Here is an 18,347-nt window from a genome sequence, read left to right as displayed (position 1 = left end):
CGAGCCGCAGGTTAATGGTAGGAAGACGTCTGTGACCGAGCACCCAGACACCATGCCCAGCCCGGACATCGCTGCTGTCGCCGACGAGGCGGTGACGCTGGTCAGCGAGCTGATCCAGATCGACACCACCAACACCGGCGACCCTGACACGCTGGTCGGCGAGCGGGCCGCCGCCGAGTACGTCGCGGAGAAGCTCACCGAGGTCGGCTACGAAATCACCTATGTCGAGTCGGGCGGACGTGACCGGCACAACGTCATCGCGCGGCTGCCAGGCGCCGACCCCAACCGGGACGCCCTGCTGATCCACGGGCACCTCGACGTCGTTCCCGCGGACGCCTCGGAATGGTCGGTGCATCCGTTCTCCGGCGCCATCCGGGATGGTTACGTCTGGGGCAGGGGAGCGGTCGACATGAAGGACATGCTCGGCATGACCCTCGCCCTTGCCCGCCACTACAAACGCAACAACATCGTGCCGCCTCGCGAGCTGATCTTCGCGTTCCTCGCCGATGAGGAGGCTGGGGGCCAGTACGGTGCGCAGTGGCTCGTCAGCCACCGTCCTGAGTTGTTCGAGGGTGCCACCGAGGCCATCAGCGAGGTCGGCGGCTTCTCACTCACGCTGACCGAGGACGTCCGCGCCTACCTCATCGAGACCGCTGAAAAGGGCATCCGCTGGATGAAGCTGCGGGTGCGCGGCACGGCGGGCCACGGTTCGATGATCAACAACGACAACGCCGTCACCAAGCTCGCCGAAGCGGTCGCCAAGCTGGGCAACCACCAGTTCCCGTTGGTCCTGACCGACAGCGTGCGAGAGTTCTTCGCCGGGGTCAGCGACCTCACCGGGTTGGAGTTCCCCGAGGACGACCTCGACGGCGCCGTCGCCAAGCTGGGCGGCATCGCCCGCGTCGTCGGCGCGACACTGCGCGACACCGCCACCCCCACGATGCTCAACGCGGGCTACAAGGCCAACGTCATCCCGTCGGTGGCCGAGGCGACCGTCGACTGCCGCATCCTGCCCGGCCGCATGGCCGCCTTCAACGCCGAACTGGACGAAATCCTCGGACCCGACATCGAACGCGAGTGGCTGGAGCTGGAGCCCGTCGAGACCACCTTCGACGGCCCCCTCGTCGAGGCGATGCGCACCTCGCTGCTGGCCGAGGACCCCGACGCGCACACCCTGCCGTACATGCTCTCCGGCGGCACCGACGCCAAAGCGTTCGACAAGCTCGGCATCCGCAGCTTCGGGTTCTGCCCGCTGCGACTGCCACCGGAGCTGGACTTCGCCGCGCTGTTCCACGGCGTTGACGAGCGCGTACCCGTCGACGCCCTCAAGTTCGGCACCAGAGTCCTCGACCGCTTCCTGCGTAGCTGTTGAGCGAGGAGACCGTGCGGCTGTCCGACGGCACCGCACTGCACGTGATCCGCGACGGCCCCCCTGACGCCGACGTCACGGTCATCTTCGCCCATGGCTACGCGCTCGACCACCGCTGCTGGCACCACCTCACCGCCGATCTGCCCGCCGCCGTCGACCACCCGGTGCAGGTCGTGGCCTACGACCAGCGCGGCCACGGCGCGTCGTCGGTGGCCACGGCCCGCACCGCGACGGTGGAGCAACTGGGCGACGACCTCGCCGAACTGATCGGCAGCGTCGCGACCGGCTCCGTCGTTGTTGTCGGCCACAGCATGGGCGGGCTCACCGCGTTGGCGCTCCGCGAACGCCACCCTGCGTTGTTCGAGCCCGCTGGCGGCGCTCCGCCGGTGGTCGCCGGGCTGGTGCTACTCGCCACCGGCGCGGGGGAGCGGGCCGCCGAAGTGCGCGCGGCCACCGGACTCGCGGTGGAGTCATCGACGTCACGCATCCCCGCCGTGATCAACAAGCTGATGTGGGATCTGGAGTCGCTGCTCGGCCCCGCGCTGGTCGACCTGGTCACCGACCGTTCCCACAAGGCGATGGTGACGTCGATGCGCTGGTCGTTGTTCGGCGATGATCCGCGCCAGGACGACGTCCTGCTGACGCTGCGGATGATCCGCCACCACTGGCCGAAGGCGATGGCGCTGTTCCGCACGGCGTTGGACGACTACGTGCGGCACGCCGAGCTGTCGCTGCCCGAGGGGACACCGGTGATCGGGGTGGCTGGCGAGCGGGATCGGCTGGTGCCGCAGCAGCAGGTCGCCGCGCTACTGGACGGCATCGCGGACGCTACGACGTTCGTGCTGCCCGGCACAGGACACCTGGCGCCGCTGGAAGCGCCCGCACTGGTCTTGCCGCGTGTCACCGCCGTGGTACACGCGGTTCAGCGACGGCTGCGGGAGGCTAGGTGATCACTCCGGGCAGCCCTGTTGGTGTTGGTCGGTAGCGCCGGCGGAGCCACACCCTACGGGTGCCGTCCGCGTAGAGCCGGACGGTCGAGAGTTCCCAGCCGGAGAACTCCGCGTGGATGGCGAGTTGCGTGGCCGCGGAAGGTCGGGAGATGCCCGGTGGCAACCGGAGCGGCCGGTACTCCCACTTCTCGTCGACCACCGACCCGCCGTCGGTTAGAGAATCCTCGTCGGCCACCGCCTCGGTGCTGTTCACGGTTCGATCACCTGTATTCCTTCACCGTCTCCAGAGGCAATCACCACGGTACCTCTCGGTGAGTCCGCCGTAACCGCATTCGGTTGCCGAACCGTAGCGAATCTGGCCGTCTCTTGCGGTTCACCGCCCGTGACGTCGAACGCGACGACCTCGTTGCGCGCCGTCAGCGTCACCCACGCGAGGTCCCGTTGTGGGTCGTAGGCGATGCCATACGGGCCGCCGGGCACCGGATAGCGCTGCCGCAGCACCAGCGGATCGAGCGAGAACGCCAGCAGGTACTCCTCGCGGGTGTCCACGACGAGCACGCGGTTGTAGCGGTCGGCCACGGCGTTCGTGGCACCCTGACCGGCCCGCAGCCCGAGCCCGATGTCGCCCTCGTCGTCCTGCACCTCGAACACCGCGCTGCGCAGCCGGTCGAGCACGATCGCGGCGCCCTCGCTGCTCAGCAGCACCTGGTCCGCGCTGGCCAGCTCGCCGGACGTCCTGGCGGTCTGCTGTTCGTGCTCCAACACGGCGACGGCCTTGTCCTCGCGCAGCCCGACCAGCGTGCGGCCGTTCAGCTCGGCGACCGACGTCGGCCCGCCGTCCACCGACGTCTTGCCGACGACGCCACCGGGGGTCAGATACAGCACGGTGTCCTCACTGGGCACGGTCGCGACGAACTGGTCGCCACTGGCCGTGAGCCGCTCCACGGGACCGTCGACGTCGACCCGTTCCGGCCGCTCGCCGAGGCTGCCCAGGCGGTAGAACAACACCCCGGCATCGTCGTCGTCCCCGGTCACGGCCGCCGCGAGCGTGCCACCGTTGATCGCCACGCTGGTGACGTCGCCGTCGACATCGAGCACCGTGCCTTCCAGCGTCTCGTCCTGCTCTGGCGAGTCGGCTGGGGTCGCCGCTGTCGGGTTCTCCACCAGCTGCAGCTCATCGCGGGGCCCATCGGAGTCGCTGCACGCGGTAGCCAGCAGCAGGACCACCGCGGCGAATGACGCCGTCACCGCACAACGCATCCTTGCCCTCATCCGAGCCTGCGCTCCGGGTAGCCCAGTTCCAGCGCACTGACGTCGTCGAGCGCGCCCTTGATCTCGGCGGGCAACGTGATCTCTTCGGCCGCCAGCGAGCCGGTCAACTGCGCGGTGTCACGCGCGCCCACCACCGGTGCGGCGACGCCCGGCTGGTCACGTACCCACGCCAGCGCCACCGCCAGCGGCGACGACCCCAGCCCCTCGGCGGCGGTGACCACGGCCTTCACGATGCGCGACGCCCGCTCGGTGCGGTGATGCTCGACGTAGGGCGCGTAGTGCGACGACGCGCCGCGCGAGTCGGCCGGCGTGCTGTTCCGGTACTTGCCGGTCAGCACGCCCCTGCCCAGCGGGGCCCACGGCAGCACGCCGACGCCATGGTGCGCGGCTGCCGGCACGACCTCCCGCTCGATGCCACGTTCCAGCAGCGAATACTCCGACTGGATGGACACGATCGGATTCGCGGGCGCGGCGTAGCGCTGCCGCGACGCGGCGGTCGCCAACTGCCAGCCGGTGTAGTTCGACACCCCGACGTAGCGCACCTTGCCCGAGGTCACCGCGGTGTCCAGCGCGGCGAGGGTTTCCTCGATCGGGGCGCGCTCGTCCCAGGCGTGCAGCTGCCACAGGTCGATGTGGTCGACGCCGAGCCGCCGCAGCGAGCCGTCCAGCGCGGTGAGCAGCGCGCCGCGCGACGCTCCGCCACCGAACGGACCCTCGGTGCGGCGCGCGACCGCCTTGGTGGCCAGCACGATGTCCTCGCGGGGCACCAGATCACCGAGCAGTGAGCCGAGCACCCGTTCGCTCTCGCCGTCCTGGTAAACGTCGGCGGTGTCGATCAGCGTGCCGCCCGCGTCGACGAACGCGACGATCTGATTGGCCGCCTCCTCGGCGTCGGTGTCCTCGCCCCAGGTCATCGTGCCGAGCGCCAGTCGGGACACCCGCAGTCCCGAACCCCCAAGCCGTCGCTGCTCCATGGGGGCCGAGATTACCCGGGTCGCGCGCGCGAGCGCCGCATCAGGTGGGCGGTGTCGCACGCCCGTGACAGCGGCACGACCCCGGCAGCGACGGCTGATCATGCCTGGATAAAGTCACCCGATCGAAGGCGCGGGACACCGATCGCGGTGCGCGATGGACGGAAACACACTGAAAGGACGGGGATCACCGAACATGGGCTGGCTGGAGGCCGTCGTACTCGGCATCGTGCAGGGACTGACCGAGTTCTTGCCGATCTCGTCGAGCGCGCACGTGCGAATCACGGCGGCGTTCGCGGGCTGGGAAGATCCAGGGGCGGCGTTTACCGCCGTCACCCAGATCGGGACCGAGCTGGCGGTGATCCTGTATTTCGGCAAGAAGATCGGGAACGTCCTCACCGCGTGGTTCCGCTCGCTGTATCAGCCGGAGTACCGGCATGACCCTGACGCACGGATGGGTTGGCTGATCATCGTCGGCACGCTGCCGATCGTGATCCTGGGGCTGCTGTTCCAGGAGCACATCAAGTCGGCGTTCCGGGATCTGCGGCTGACCGCCGCGGTACTGATCGGGTTCGGCATCCTGCTCGCTCTCGCCGACTATTACGGCCGCAAGTGGCGCGACCTGGATCACCTCACGGTGCCGCACGGCCTTGGTTACGGATTCGCCCAGGCGTTCGCTCTGATCCCCGGCGTTTCCCGCTCCGGGGGCACCATCACCGCTGGTCTCGCGCTTGGCTACAAGCGCCCGGATGCCGCCGAGTACGCCTTCCTGCTCGCGGTGCCCGCCGTGCTGGGCGCTGGGTTCTACGAGCTGAAGGACATCGGCAACGGCTCATCACCGGAGTGGGGGCCGACGCTGCTGGCAACCGCGATCGCGTTCGTCGTGGGCTATGCCGTGATCGCGGGGCTGATGGCCTACATCCGTCGCCGCAGCTTCATGCCGTTCGTGATCTACCGGATCGTGCTTGGCATCCTGCTGCTGGCGCTGGTATTCACCGGAGTGCTCGACCCGGAGGCTGGCCCCTCCGTCTGATCTCGGGACCGCGCCACAGCGTCGTGAGTGCCAGACACAGCGTCCTGAGTGCAGGACACGACGTCTGAGGCTTCGGGCGCACTGTGTCCACGGCGGCTTCGCGTTTACGCTGAGGCCGTGGGAACGGTGATCTTACTGCGGCATGCCCGATCGATCGCCAACGGCGCGAAAACGCTCGCGGGCCGCACTCCCGGCGTCGAACTGGACGACACCGGCCGCGCACAGGCGGCTGACCTGGTGGGGCGCCTCGCCGCCGTGCCGCTCGCGGGGCTGGTGCGCTCCCCGTTGCTGCGTTGCGAGCAGACGCTGGCCCCGCTGGTGCACGCGACCGGGGTCGAACCTGTCGAGGAGCCGGACCTGGCCGAGGTGGACTACGGCTCGTGGACCGGCAAGGAACTCAGCTCGCTGATGAGCGAGCCGTTGTGGCGGGTGGTGCAGGCGCACCCCTCCGCTGCGGTGTTCCCGGACGGTGAAGGGCTCGCCGAGGTGCAAGCCCGCGCGGTTGCCGCCGTGCGCAGGCACGACCGGCGGATCACCGCTGAGCACGGCGACCATGCGGTGTGGCTGTTGTGCAGCCACGGCGACGTGATCAAGTCGGTGCTGGCGGACGCGCTCGGCCAGCACCTGGACGCCTTCCAGCGGATCGTCGTCGACCCAGGGTCGATGTCGGTGGTGCGCTACACCGAGCTGCGACCGATGCTGCTGCGGCTGAACGACACCGGGGGAGACCTGGGCGAGACCGTGCCCAAGCAGGAGTCAGACACTGGCGCGTCCGGTTCCGACAACCCCGTCGGTGGCACCACCGGCACCTGACACCGCCTCCGCTCAGCGCCACGACAGCCGGATCAACCGGGCACGACATAACGCTCAGCGGATAGCGGTGGGCCGACGGCAGACGTACCGGACATGCCGGACACGACCTGCCGCCGGACGCGTCGGAATGGTCTTGGTGGTTCCAGGCGGCCTCAGACCAGGCCGAGCTTGCGCACCGCCTCGCGCTCGTCGGAGAGCTCCTGCACCGAAGCGTCGATCTTGGTGCGGGAGAAGTCGTTGATCTCCAAGCCCTGCACGATCTCGTACGAACCACCCGAGCAGGTGACGGGGAACGACGCGATCAGGCCCTCCGGCACACCGTAGGAACCGTCGGACGGGATCGCCATCGACGTCCAGTTCCCGGCGGGGGTGCCGTTGACCCAGTCGTGCACGTGATCGATCGCGGCGGACGCCGCCGAGGCGGCCGATGAGGCACCGCGCGCCTCGATGATCTCCGCGCCACGCTTGGCCACGCGCGGGATGAACTCGTTCTCCAGCCAGTTCTGGTCGCCCACGGCCTCGGCGGCGTTCTTGCCGTTGACCTCGGCGTGGAAGATGTCCGGGTACTGCGTCGCCGAGTGGTTACCCCAGATGGTCAGCTTCTTGATGTCGGCGACCGAGACGTCCAGCTTGCCCGCCAGCTGCGCCATCGCGCGGTTGTGGTCGAGGCGGGTCATCGCGGTGAACCGCTCCGCGGGCACGTCGGGCGCGTGGGCCTGCGCGATGAGCGCGTTGGTGTTGGCCGGGTTGCCGACGACGAGCACCTTGATGTCGTCCGCGGCGCCCGCGTTGATCGCCTCGCCCTGCGGCTTGAAGATGCCGCCGTTGGCTTCGAGCAGGTCACCGCGCTCCATGCCCTTGGTCCTCGGGCGAGCGCCGACCAGCAGCGCCACGTTCGTGCCCTCGAAGGCCTGCTTGGCGTCATCGAAGATGTCAACGCCCGCGAGCAGCGGGAACGCGCCGTCCTGCAGTTCCAGCGCCGTGCCCTCCGCGGCCTTGACGGCCTGCGGGATCTCCAGCAGGCGCAGCTTGACGGGCGTGTCCGCACCGAGCAGTTGGCCAGACGCGATGCGGAACAGCAGCGCATAGCCAATCTGACCGGCCGCGCCGGTGACGGTGACGTTGACGGGAGCGTGGGTCATTGCGTTTCTCCTGCTCGGGGACAGATGGCGTCGGAGAAGGATGCTATCCCCCCAGCTTCGGGAGGAAAGAGCGTGTAGGCATGGTTTCCGTCACGCGTTCGGTCGTATGTGCGCATGCTGCGGCTTCACCCGCTGGTCCAGCACCGGTTCCGGCTGAGGCGGATCTGTCGGGTGTGTAGCCTTTGTCGGTGACATGGACACCACCACCTCCGACTCTGACACCGCCTCTGCTCGGCAACTGACCGGAGCATCCGGCGCGACACCACGCTGGCGGCGGTTCGCGACCGGGGACGGCGCGGTGCCGTCGCCGTTTCCGTACCGCACGATCGCGCTGGGCACGATCGGCTCGGTGTTGCTGTTGGCGGCGTCGATCGGTGCGGGCGGCATCCTCGTCTCCGACCCGTTGATCGGCACCGGGTCCTTGTCATGGCTGCGTTACGGCCACGGCCGCAACCTCGCCACGGGCGTGCTGTATATCGGTTTCGCCCTGGTGGTGTGGGCGTGGGTGCGGCTAGGTCGGTATGTGCTGCTCAATCGCGTCGGCTCGCGGCCGGTTCTGGTCGCGGCGGGCTGCTGGATGGCGCCGCTGCTGTTCGCGCCCCCGTTGTTCACCCGCGACGTCTTCGCCTACCTGGCACAGGGTGCGCTGCTCTACGAGCACGACCCGTACGCCAACGCGCCCAACGTGCTCACCGAGATCCCCACGATCGTGGAGAACGTGTACTCGGCGTGGCAGAGCACTCCGTCGCCGTACGGGCCGGTGTTCCTGGCGTTCGCCAAAGGCATCGTGTCGCTGACCGGGGACAACCCGATCGCGGGCGTGATCATCACGCGGATCGCGCTATTGCCGGGGCTGGCGCTGCTGGTGTGGGTGCTGCACCGACTGGTGCGACACCTCGGCGGGAATCCGGCGATCACGATGTGGCTCGCCATTGCCAGCCCGATGACGGTGATCCACCTGGTCGGCGGCCCGCACAACGAACTACTGATGCTCGGACCGCTGGTGCTGGGCGTGCTGCTCGCGCTGGAACGCAAGCACGTACTGGCGATCATCGTCGCCACGGTGGCGATGCTGATCAAGCCGACGGCGGCGATCGCGCTGCCGTTCCTGGTCTGGATCTGGACCAACCACCTGCCGGACACCCGGAGCAAGCTGGTCAACTTCCTGCGCGCGGGCACCATGTCGGTGGCGATCTTCGTGGCGGTGTACGTGGCGGGAACATTCGCCGCGCTCGGTTCGGTCAACCTCGGCTGGCTCGGCGGCCTTGAAGGGCCGCAGCTGATCAAGAACTGGCTGAACTTCCCGACCGGCATCGGACAATTGCTGCACGTCATCACGAACCTGTTCACACCGGTGACGCAGTCCCCGTTCGTCACCGGCGCCAGGGGCGTCGCATGGGTGGTGCTCGCGGGCTTCGGCATCTGGCAGTGGTGGCGGGCCCGCAACGGCGGCACGACGGCGGTCTACCACCTCGCGGTCACGCTCATCGCCGCCGCGATGCTCGCTCCTCCGACGTTGCCCTGGTACTTCACCTGGGGCTTCGTGATCGCCGCCTGCTTCGCCTGGCAGGTCAGGCACCTTGCCATCGTCGTGGGCGTGTCGGTGTTCCTGGTGCTGGTGTACTACCCGACGGGCGAGCAAGCGCTGCACGACCCGTCGATGGTCGCCGTGTTCCTGGCCAGCGGCTACGCCGCCTGGTGCCTGTTGCGGCCCGACCCGCTCGGCATCGTTCGCGCCGTCACCGGCCGCGAGGAGCCGGCGGAGCCGTCGGCTGCCGACGGTCCGGCTGCCGACGCCATGCCTGACGAAACCTCGGCCGCCGATGACGCTCCCGCCATGGACACCCGGCGCTGACGTCGACGATGCGATGTTCACCTCGCTGACGCCCGGCGGACTCACCGGAGAGTTCGTGGCGTCGATCTGGCTGCACGAGGGCGACAGCCCAGCGCACCGAGCGGAGCTGCGCCTGCCGACCGGGGCGGTCGAACTCCTCATCAACCTGCGTGAGGATCGCTTCTCCCTATCGGATGGCGGGGTGCGCCACGCCTATTCGGGCGCGCTCGTGGCAGGACCGTACCGACGCGCGTACATGTTGGACACCGCCCAGCAGTCGCATGTCCTCGGGGTGGTCTTCCGGTCAGGCGGCGCACGACCGCTGGTCAACGCGCCATTGCATGAGCTTCGCGACCGCCACGTCGCGTTGGAGGATCTCTGGGGCTCGAGCGCCGATCGGGTGCGCGAGCGGGCACTCGCCGCACCCGATGCGCTGACGCGGCTCCGTACGGTCGAATCGGCGCTGCGCGACCGGTTGGCCCATTCCGCCGAGGCCGCGCACCCGTTGGCTGCCGCCGCGACGGCGTGGCTCTCCGGCGCGCCGGGACGTCACGGTGTTGCCGAGCTTGCCGAACGCGTGGGGTTGACCCAGCGCCGCGTGGAGCAGGTGTTTCGCACCGATGTGGGGCTGTCACCCAAGGCCTACCAGCGGCTGCGGCGGTTTCGCTCCGCGCTCGCGAGCATCGATGACGCCGCGCGGCTCGGCTGGCCGGCGTTCGCGATGCGGCACGGTTATTACGACCAGGCGCACTTCATCCGCGACTTCCGCGCCCACTGTGGACTCTCGCCAACCACGTATCTCCAGCGACGAGGCCAGCAGCTCAACCACGTGCCGCTTCCGGCGTAGATTTCGCGTTCGTCCAAGACACCCGCGTTGCCACCCGGCACTCTGGCAGGCATGGACACCGTGTCAGTAACCAGGATCGTGCCCTACGCGGATGGAACCGACGTCGCTGGCTCCAGGGACTTCTACGTCGAGGTACTCGGGCTGCGGGTCGCCATGGACGACCCCGTGCTCGGACTCACCTCACCCGCCAACCCGACGGCACAGGTCATCATCCCGCCAGCGGGTATGGAGAACCCCCAACCGCGCTTCGGCGTCGACGTCGGTGACCCCGCTGCGGTGGACGCCGCACACGCCGCCGCGGTGGAACGCGGCCTGCGCGTCGTCTACCCGTTGACGGACGAGCCGTGGGGCGTGCGGCGCTTTTTCGTCGAAGATCCGGGCAGCACGGTCATCAACGTGCTCGCCCACCGGTGAGCCGGTTCGCCGTGAGCCCTACGCCGCCGACCAACCGCTCCACCGGCTGACGTCGACCCGCACCACGGGTCCCTCCGGCGGCCGCTCGGCATACGCCGGGTACTTCGCCGCGAGCAGCGCCACGGCGGGCGGGTCCTCGGTGCGCACCTGGGCGTGCCCGTCCGCCCGCGCCCACCACAGGCGCGTCCAGTCGTCCTCGTAGTGATCCACGAGCAGGCTCACGGCGGGGTTGGCCGCGATGTTGCGCAGTCGCCGGAGTGCCGTCGTCGTCTTCGGTTTGTGGTCGACGGCGAACACGATCGCGTCACCGTCCACGGCGAACGTCACCGGCACCACGTGCGGCACGGCGTCGGCACCGGCGGTGGCCAGTCGCGCCACCCGCGCTTCGGTGAAGCGTCGTCGCGCTTCACCGGTGCTGAGTCGCATAGTCCTGGCCTCGCGTGTCACCGGCGTAGCGGCAGCGTCGGCACGCCTGGCGGGTCGAACCCGAGCGTCTGGCCGTAGAACGACAGCTCAGCCTCCAGCGCCTCGATGATCGTCTCGGCGCGGCGGAAGCCATGCTGCTCACCGTCGAAGCACCGGTAGGCATGCGGGATGCCGGAGCCAGCCAGCGGCTCGACGAAGCTCTCCGCCTGCGCGGGCGGGCAGATCTCGTCCTCCGCGCCCTGTAGCAGCAGCACCGGGCAGGCCAGTGATGACACGTGCGTGATCGGGGAGCGGTCGATGTAGCGCTGCCGCTGCTCCGGCAGCGGTCCGACCATGCTGTCCAGGTACCGCGACTCGAAGTCGTGCGTCTCGCCGCTGGCGAAGGTGAGCATGTCGATGACGGGGAACATGATCGTCGCGGCGGCGTAGGTCGTGGTCGTACTCGCCGACAGCGCCCCGGTGTAGCCGCCAGCGCTGCCGCCACGGATCGCCAGCCGCCGCGGGTCGGCGGTGCCCGCTGTGGCCAGCGCCTCGGCGACCGTGGCACAGTCCGCGACGTCGACCACGCCCCACTGCTCGCGCAGCCGCTCCCGGTATCGCCTGCCATAGCCGGTGGAGCCGCCGTAGTTGACGGCGACGATGCCGATGCCCCTGCTGGTGAAGTACGCGAGCTGCATGCTCAGCGCGGGGGAGACGGCGCTCGTCGGCCCGCCGTGGACGTGCACCACATACGGCGGCAGTTCACCGTCCGGCGCGGCGAAGTCGGGGTTGGTGGGCGGATAGACGTAGGCGGGGATCTCGACGCCATCCGCGCCTGCGAAGCGCCGCGCGACCGGTACGGGCAGGTATCCGTCGGGCACCCGCTCACCACGTGGCTCGCTGACCTCCCGCATGGTCTCACTCCGCACGTCGACAGCGACCACGGTCGGTTGGGTACGCGGTCCCGCGGCGACCCCGGTGACGACGCCGTCCCTGACGGCGAGGGTGGCCGACCAGGCTGGCAGATCGGCCGTGGCCGCGACGCCGGTGACCGTTCCGTCGCGTTCGTCCAGTACCGCGAGCCCGCCCGAGCGCAGCACGGCGTGGCGGCCGTCACCGAGCGGCTGGAACCAGCGGTAACCCAGCTGCCACAGCGCTCCGCCGATCTCTTCGGCCACCGGGGCGAGGTTGACCCTGCTGCCGTCGAGACCGATACGGAAGAGGTTCCACCAGCCGTCCGGATCGGCCAGCGCGAGCAGGGTGTCGTCCGACTCCCACTCGACCTGGCATACCGCGACGTCGCGTCCCGCGTTCCCGACGCCGTGTTCCACACCCACGACGCCGTGTCCTGCACTCAGGACGCTGTGTTCGACGTTCCCGACGCCGTGTTCCACACCCGCAACGCCGTGTCCGCCACTCAGCACGCTGTGCTCGGCGAACCGGCCGTCGGCACCGATCTCGGCGACACACAACTGGGCGGTATCCCACGGCATGTCCGGGTGGTCCCAGCCCAGCCAGGCGGCCTTGCGTCCGTCGGGGGACGGTTTCGGCGCGGTGAGGAAGTGGTGGCTCGCGCCGAGCACGCGGATCTCGCCGTCGAGGCTGATCGCGACCTGGTCGCGGGCGACGTCGGTGGGCTTCGGCCCGGTGATCGTCTCCCGCACCGCCCAGATCTCGCCGCCGGGGCCAGCGGTCAGGTCGGCGTAGCGCAGGCCCTGGGGCGTGTCGGGTTCCGGGGTCAGCGCGGCGATACTGCCGTCAGCCCGGCGCAGGTAGAGGCGTTGGTCGTCCCAATTGGTGAACGCGATCGAAGCACCGACCGCGGCCCACGGCCTGCCGCCGTACTCGTGCACCCGGTTGCGCACGTTGTATGGCGCGGGCACCAGCTCCTCGACACCGGACGGCGTCTCCCGTAACAGCGTGACCCGGCCACCCTCACTCGTCAGCGGCTGCGCCCAGGCGATTTCGCTCTGAACGAAATCCGTCCAGTGGGCCGCGCCACTCGCCGCGGCGGCCATCTCGGCCGTGATCGGAGATTCCCAGGTGCCATACGGTGCGATGCTGCTCACCCAGGCGAGGATAGTGCGAAACGCCTCGGCGATGCCGGTCGCGCGGATCAACACGGGGTGGCTTAGGGTCGTTGATGTCATGGCTCGTGTGATTCACGTTTTCCGTCATCCCGATCGGTTCGTCTCCGGCACGGTCGGCGAACCCGGCGACCGCACGTTCTACTTGCAGGCGAGTGAGCCGCCGAGGCTGATCAGCGTCACGCTCGAAAAGCAGCAGCTTCAGGTGCTCTCGGAGCGGCTCAGCTCACTGCTGGAAGAGGTGGCCAGCCGGTTCGACACCGAGGTGCCCGACGAGGCGCCTGCCGACATGGTCGACAACGACCCGCTCGAGGTCCCCGTCGACGAGGAGTTCCGCGTCGGCACCATGGGACTCGGCTGGGACGCCGAGTCCAGCTCGATCGTGATCGAACTGCTCGCCGTCACCGACGAGGAGGTCGACGAGACGGTGGTGCTCGACGACACCGAGGAGGGGCCGGACGCCGTCCGGGTGTTCCTCTCACCTGGCTACGCGCGAGCCTTCGCCGAGCGCGCCGAGCGCGTGGTGAACGCTGGCCGCAAGCCGTGCCCGCTGTGCGGTGAGCCGCTGGACCCCGAGGGACACATCTGCCCGAGGCAGAACGGCTACCGACGTGAGTCGGGTCTCCTCGAGGGCTGAGCCCGCTACTGTTGCGCCATGGACCCCGCCGACGTCGATCTCGTCACGCACGGCGAGCTTGAGGTGGAGGGACGCCTGCTCGACGCGTCCAATGCCACGCTGTACTGCTCGCTGCGACTCGACGGCCGCACCGCCAACGCGGTCTACAAGCCCATCGCGGGCGAGCGCCCGCTGTGGGACTTCCCGGACGGCACACTCGCGGGCCGCGAGGTGGCCACCTACCTGATCGCGACCGCCACCGGCCTGGGCCGGGTGCCGCCGACGGTGCTGCGCGACGGCCCGCTCGGCGAGGGCATGGTGCAGCTCTGGATCGACTCAGGACCGACCGAGCTGGTCGATGTCGTCGCGCCGGACGACGTCCCGGAGGGCTGGCACGTCGTGCTCCACGCCCATGACCGGTTCGGCTCGCCCGTTGTGCTGGCCCACTCCGCACGCCACGACGTCGCCGAGCTGGCGCTGCTGGACGTCGTCGTCAACAACACCGACCGCAAGGGCGGGCACGTGCTGCTCGGCGCCGACGGCGGGGTGTACGGCGTCGACCACGGCATTTGTCTGCACACCGAGCCGAAGCTGCGCACGGTGCTGTGGGGCTGGGCAGGCAAGCCGGTGCCGCCAGAATCGGCGGAGAAGCTGTCGGGACTGCTCGACGTCCTCGATGGCGAATTGGGCGACACACTGTCGCGCCACCTCACCGACGCCGAGATCGACGCGCTGCGTGCTCGCACCCGTGACCTGCTCGACACGGGGGCGTTTCCCGCACCGCATGACACCATCAGGGCGATTCCCTGGCCGCTGTTCTGACGTCGGCTCCTGCGCAACGCACGGAACTACTGGAAACTGGGGTCATGCGCAGGCCTGATTTCCGTGACCGACTCACCGCGCCCCTACCGGGGCCCCGCGATATGCTCCGGATCACGCTCGAAGGCGGCTTCCGAGGCTCGACCGAGAACCGCGATCGGATTCCAGTGCTGCGAACCGGCTTGCCGCCGGTCCCGCATGGCGCGATGGCCTGGACGTGGGTGGGGCACGCGACGTACGTGGTGCGCATCGACGGCGTGTGCGTACTGATCGACCCGGTGTGGTCGGACAAGATCCTCGGCACACCGCCGCGGTTGACCCCACCTGGTGTCGCGTGGTCCGAACTGCCGGAGATCGACGCGGTGCTGATCAGCCACAACCACTACGACCACCTGGACTGGCCCACGGTCCGCAGGCTGCCGCGCTCGACACCGATCCTGGTGGGCAAAGGGCTCGGCCGCTGGTTCACCCGACGCGGCTTCTCCACGGTGACCGAACTCGATTGGTGGGAGTCGGCCGAGGTCGCGGGGCTGCGGTTCGACTTCACCCCGTCCCAGCACTGGAGCAAGCGCGGCCTGTTCGACACCTGCGCCACGCTATGGGGCGGCTGGGTGATCACCGCGCCGGACGGCACCCGCACGTATCACGCGGGCGACTCCGGCTACGGCGAGTGCTTCGCCGAGGTCGGCAGGCGCTACCCGGGCATCGACGTGGCCATGATGCCGATCGGGGCGTACGAACCGCGCTGGTTCATGCGGAACCTGCACATGAACCCTGAGGAGTCGATCCGCGCGCTGGATGACATTGGCGCGCGGCGACTGGCGGCGATGCACTGGGGCACGTTCGTGCTGACCCGCGAGCCGGCGGACGAGCCGCTGCGGGTCATCCGTAAGGAATGGGCCGCAGCGGGCAAGGACCCGGACGACCTGTGGGCGCTGGCCGTAGGGGAGACGCGGGTGGTTTCGCCAGCGGAGTGATTACGGTGGCCTGAGCTGCTCGCGGAAAGCGTCACCGAACGGCGTGGCAGCACTCCGCCCGTGTCGCCGCCCGGTAGCGTCACCGGCGTGCGTTCCCATAACTACGGTGACGTCCTCTCGCGTAAGCGCAAACGAACCGTGCCCGAGGTTGCGGCGGAGCCGGGGCTGGTCGTCGAAGATCCCGGCAGCGGGTTCTGCGGCGCGGTCGTCCGGATCGAGCACGGCAACGTCATCCTGGAGGACCGGCACGGCGCCGAGCGCGCGTTCCCGCTGCATCCGGCAGGCTTCCTGCTGGAAGGCAAACCGGTCACGCTCATTCCCGCCAAGCATCGCCCGGACACCACGCGCACTCGGTCAGCATCCGGTTCGGTCCATGTCGGCCCGGTGCGTGCCCGCACTGCCCGCGACTCACGCATCTGGGTGGAAGGCGTCCACGACGCCGAGCTCGTCGAGCGCGTCTGGGGTCACGACCTGCGCGTCGAGGGCGTCGTGGTCGAGCCGCTCCACGGTGTCGACGACCTCGCGGGCTATATCGCCGACTTCGGCACCGGGCCGGGGCGACGTCTCGGCGTGCTGGTCGACCACCTGATCAAGGGCAGCAAGGAATCTCGCATCGTCGACGCCATCACGGACGAGAACGTGCTGGTCACCGGGCATCCGTACGTCGACATCTGGCAGGCGGTCAAGCCGGAAGTGGTGGGCATCGCGGCGTGGCCGGAGGTGCCGAGGGGAGTGCCGTGGAAGGACGGCGTCTGCGAAGCGCTTGGCTGGGGCGAGCCCGCGGCGGGCTGGCGGCACGTGCTCGCGTCGGTGTCCAGCTTCCGCGACCTGGAGACGCCGCTCATCGGCTCGGTCGAGCGCTTGATTGACTTCGTCACCGAGCCGTCAGCAGATCACGCGTAGGTCACGGCGGCGGCAATGGCGCGTGGCCCGGACCGATTTCTGACACGATGGGGCTATGGCAGCGCTGATCTGGTTAATCGCGGGCATCGCGTTGTTCGCGGCCGAGGTGCTCTCGGGGGACTTGGTGCTGGTGATGCTCGGAACCGGCGCCCTCGCGGCCGCTGGCGCGACGGCGCTGACCGGCAGCCACGTCGCCGCCGTCGGAGTCTTCGCCGTCACCTCCATCGGACTGCTCGTGCTGGCTCGGCCCGCGCTCAAGCGCCGATTCCTGCTCGGCCCCGGAGTTCGCACCAACGCGGATGCCCTTGTTGGCGCACGTGCGGTTGCCTTGTCCACTGTGGATTCGCACCAGGGCAGGGTGAAGTTGGCCGGCGACGAGTGGTCCGCCCGCAGTTTCATCGAAGGACAGGTCATCGAGCCAGGCACGACCGTCACCGTCGTCGAGATCGCCGGCGCCACGGCGGTCGTGTCGTCAGAGCCATAGGAGCCAGTGTCAGCATGCTCAGCGGGGGTGACCGCACTACTGTGCGAGCCAGCGATGCCTCCAGCAGGAATCGGACAGGGGAGTAGACAGCAGTGGAAGCAACAGCCCTCATCGTCCTCATCGTCATTGTCTTATTCGTGGCGGTGGTGGTCTTCAAGGCGATCATGGTCGTGCCGCAGGCACAGGCCGCGGTGGTCGAACGACTGGGCAAGTTCAAGACCGTGGCAGCGCCCGGCCTGAACTTCCTGGTGCCGTTCCTCGACAAGGTGCGTGCCCGCATCGATCTGCGCGAACAGGTGGTCTCGTTCCCGCCGCAGCCGGTGATCACCCAGGACAACCTCACCGTCTCGATCGACACCGTGGTGTACTTCCAGGTCACCGACTCGCGCGCGGCGGTGTACGAGATCTCGAACTACATCGTCGGTGTTGAGCAGCTGACGACGACCACGCTGCGCAACCTGGTCGGTGGCATGAGCCTCGAGGAGACGCTGACCTCGCGCGATCAGATCAACCAGCAGCTGCGCGGTGTCCTCGACGAGGCCACTGGACGCTGGGGTATCCGCGTGGCGCGGGTCGAGCTCAAGGCGATCGACCCGCCGCCGTCCATTCAGGACTCCATGGAGAAGCAGATGCGCGCGGACCGGGAGAAGCGCGCGATGATTCTCAACGCTGAGGGTGATCGGGAGTCCGCGATCAAGAAGGCGGAAGGTCAGAAGCAGAGCCAGATCCTGGCCGCGGAAGGCGCCAAGCAGGCCGCGATTCTCTCGGCTGAGGCGGAGCGGCAGTCACGCATCCTGCGCGCGCAGGGTGAGCGCGCTGCCCGCTACCTGCAGGCGCAGGGTCAGGCGAAGGCGATCGAGAAGGTGTTCGCCGCGATCAAGGCTGGCAGGCCGACGCCGGAGGTGCTGGCCTACCAGTACTTGCAGACCCTCCCGCAGATGGCGCAGGGCGACGCGAACAAGGTGTGGATGGTGCCCAGCGACTACGGCAAGGCGCTGGAAGGCTTCGCCCGCAGCCTCGGCAAGCAGGATCAGGACGGTGTGTTCCGTTACGAGCCGTCGGAGGAAGTCACGGAGCCGCCGCAGATGGACGAGGACGAGGTCGCGAGCTGGTTCGACACCACGACCGACCCGGAGGTGGCCGAGGCGGTGCGCGCCGCCGAGGCGGTCGCCCGGAAGGAGGTCGCCGGCCCGCTGGCCGGCCCCGGTGGGGCAGGTCCAGTGCCGCCCGCTGTCGCCAAGACCCTCAAGGGCGACCCGAGCGAGGCCAGGAAGGTGCTGGGGGAGAAGCCGGACAACGAGGGACAGCAGCCGCCGAACCCGGGCGGCCCGCAGGGTGGCCCACCACCCGGCTACGACCAGCCCTAACAGCCACCGTGTGCGGGCGGCCGGAGATCTCCGGCCGCCCGCAC

The 18,347-nt window shown here is 69.2% G+C and carries 19 protein-coding genes; 13 read left to right on the top strand and 6 right to left on the bottom strand.

Going from position 1 to position 18,347, the window contains the following annotated elements; genetic code table 11:
* The first annotated feature begins 52 nt into the window (after positions 1-52).
* On the top strand, positions 53-1,372 hold the full coding sequence (locus AMYHA_RS12050; RefSeq protein ID WP_034276934.1) for a M20/M25/M40 family metallo-hydrolase: 1,320 nt from the start codon (positions 53-55) through the stop codon (positions 1,370-1,372).
* The gene (locus AMYHA_RS12045; RefSeq protein ID WP_051399801.1) at positions 1,369-2,319 is read left to right on the top strand and encodes an alpha/beta fold hydrolase; all 951 of its coding nucleotides are present in this window, start codon (positions 1,369-1,371) and stop codon (positions 2,317-2,319) included. Before AMYHA_RS12050 ends, AMYHA_RS12045 begins: the two co-directional genes overlap by 4 nt.
* On the opposite strand, the gene AMYHA_RS12040 is transcribed toward AMYHA_RS12045, so the two are convergent.
* Genes AMYHA_RS12040 through AMYHA_RS12030 form a run of 3 tightly spaced genes read right to left on the bottom strand, consistent with a single transcriptional unit; the run spans position 2,312 to position 4,565 of the window.
* On the bottom strand, positions 2,312-2,572 hold the full coding sequence (locus tag AMYHA_RS12040; protein ID WP_231104717.1) for a DUF5703 family protein: 261 nt from the start codon (positions 2,570-2,572) through the stop codon (positions 2,312-2,314). The genes AMYHA_RS12045 and AMYHA_RS12040 overlap by 8 nt on opposite strands.
* A complete protein-coding gene (locus AMYHA_RS12035) occupies positions 2,569-3,567 on the bottom strand; it encodes a YncE family protein (protein ID WP_231104716.1) in 999 nt (332 codons plus the stop codon). The genes AMYHA_RS12040 and AMYHA_RS12035 overlap by 4 nt, the downstream gene beginning before the upstream one ends.
* Before the next feature lie 20 nt (positions 3,568-3,587).
* Positions 3,588-4,565, bottom strand: a complete 978-nt coding sequence (locus AMYHA_RS12030; protein ID WP_034271005.1) for an aldo/keto reductase — start codon at positions 4,563-4,565, stop codon at positions 3,588-3,590.
* Positions 4,566-4,758: 193 nt separating this feature from the next.
* On the opposite strand from AMYHA_RS12030, the gene AMYHA_RS12025 reads away from it, so the two are divergent.
* Together AMYHA_RS12025 and AMYHA_RS12020 are read left to right on the top strand one after the other, a co-directional pair.
* Complete coding sequence (locus tag AMYHA_RS12025; RefSeq protein ID WP_034271002.1) at positions 4,759-5,595, top strand: undecaprenyl-diphosphate phosphatase; 837 nt, start codon at positions 4,759-4,761, stop codon at positions 5,593-5,595.
* A gap of 117 nt (positions 5,596-5,712) precedes the next feature.
* A complete protein-coding gene (locus AMYHA_RS12020) occupies positions 5,713-6,408 on the top strand; it encodes a histidine phosphatase family protein (RefSeq protein ID WP_034271000.1) in 696 nt (231 codons plus the stop codon).
* Between the two features lie 152 nt (positions 6,409-6,560).
* On the opposite strand, the gene AMYHA_RS12015 is transcribed toward AMYHA_RS12020, so the two are convergent.
* Positions 6,561-7,550 (bottom strand): malate dehydrogenase, encoded by a 990-nt coding sequence (locus AMYHA_RS12015; RefSeq protein ID WP_034270997.1) that lies wholly within the window; start codon positions 7,548-7,550, stop codon positions 6,561-6,563.
* A gap of 193 nt (positions 7,551-7,743) precedes the next feature.
* Here AMYHA_RS12015 and mptB point away from each other — a divergent pair, with 193 nt between their 5' ends.
* From mptB to AMYHA_RS12000, 3 genes are read left to right on the top strand one after another with little or no spacing between them, the layout of a single operon-like run.
* The gene (mptB, locus tag AMYHA_RS12010; RefSeq protein ID WP_157362039.1) at positions 7,744-9,405 is read left to right on the top strand and encodes a polyprenol phosphomannose-dependent alpha 1,6 mannosyltransferase MptB; all 1,662 of its coding nucleotides are present in this window, start codon (positions 7,744-7,746) and stop codon (positions 9,403-9,405) included.
* The gene (locus AMYHA_RS12005; protein WP_051399799.1) at positions 9,374-10,231 is read left to right on the top strand and encodes a helix-turn-helix domain-containing protein; all 858 of its coding nucleotides are present in this window, start codon (positions 9,374-9,376) and stop codon (positions 10,229-10,231) included. The genes mptB and AMYHA_RS12005 overlap by 32 nt, the downstream gene beginning before the upstream one ends.
* Positions 10,232-10,282: 51 nt before the next feature.
* Positions 10,283-10,645 (top strand): VOC family protein, encoded by a 363-nt coding sequence (locus AMYHA_RS12000; protein ID WP_034270995.1) that lies wholly within the window; start codon positions 10,283-10,285, stop codon positions 10,643-10,645.
* 18 nt (positions 10,646-10,663) lie between these two features.
* On the opposite strand, the gene AMYHA_RS11995 is transcribed toward AMYHA_RS12000, so the two are convergent.
* Positions 10,664-11,071: a TIGR03668 family PPOX class F420-dependent oxidoreductase gene (locus AMYHA_RS11995; RefSeq protein WP_034270993.1), complete on the bottom strand. Its 408-nt coding sequence runs from the start codon at positions 11,069-11,071 to the stop codon at positions 10,664-10,666.
* 17 nt (positions 11,072-11,088) lie between these two features.
* Positions 11,089-13,119, bottom strand: coding sequence for an alpha/beta hydrolase family protein (locus AMYHA_RS11990; RefSeq protein ID WP_034276924.1), 2,031 nt, complete (start codon positions 13,117-13,119; stop codon positions 11,089-11,091).
* A 79-nt stretch (positions 13,120-13,198) separates the two neighbouring features.
* Here AMYHA_RS11990 and AMYHA_RS11985 point away from each other — a divergent pair, with 79 nt between their 5' ends.
* The 6 genes from AMYHA_RS11985 (at position 13,199) to AMYHA_RS11960 (ending at position 18,303) form a co-directional block, all read left to right on the top strand.
* A complete protein-coding gene (locus AMYHA_RS11985) occupies positions 13,199-13,774 on the top strand; it encodes a DUF3090 domain-containing protein (RefSeq protein ID WP_034270990.1) in 576 nt (191 codons plus the stop codon).
* 18 nt (positions 13,775-13,792) lie between these two features.
* Entirely contained in the window at positions 13,793-14,575 is a 783-nt protein-coding gene (locus tag AMYHA_RS11980; RefSeq protein WP_034270988.1) for an SCO1664 family protein, read from the top strand.
* A 44-nt stretch (positions 14,576-14,619) separates the two neighbouring features.
* Complete coding sequence (locus AMYHA_RS11975; protein WP_034270986.1) at positions 14,620-15,549, top strand: MBL fold metallo-hydrolase; 930 nt, start codon at positions 14,620-14,622, stop codon at positions 15,547-15,549.
* A gap of 87 nt (positions 15,550-15,636) precedes the next feature.
* A complete protein-coding gene (locus AMYHA_RS11970; protein ID WP_034276921.1) occupies positions 15,637-16,452 on the top strand; it encodes a DUF3097 domain-containing protein in 816 nt (271 codons plus the stop codon).
* Positions 16,453-16,507: 55 nt separating this feature from the next.
* Positions 16,508-16,936 (top strand): NfeD family protein, encoded by a 429-nt coding sequence (locus tag AMYHA_RS11965; protein WP_034270983.1) that lies wholly within the window; start codon positions 16,508-16,510, stop codon positions 16,934-16,936.
* A 164-nt stretch (positions 16,937-17,100) separates the two neighbouring features.
* A complete protein-coding gene (locus AMYHA_RS11960; protein WP_084037581.1) occupies positions 17,101-18,303 on the top strand; it encodes an SPFH domain-containing protein in 1,203 nt (400 codons plus the stop codon).
* The last annotated feature ends 44 nt before the right edge of the window (positions 18,304-18,347 follow it).

Source organism: Haloechinothrix halophila YIM 93223, from assembly GCF_000504245.1.
Classification (GTDB): Bacteria; Actinomycetota; Actinomycetes; order Mycobacteriales; family Pseudonocardiaceae; genus Haloechinothrix_A; species Haloechinothrix_A halophila.
Note: the sequence above shows the minus strand (reverse complement) of the source record. Positions and strands in the feature narration are given on the sequence as shown.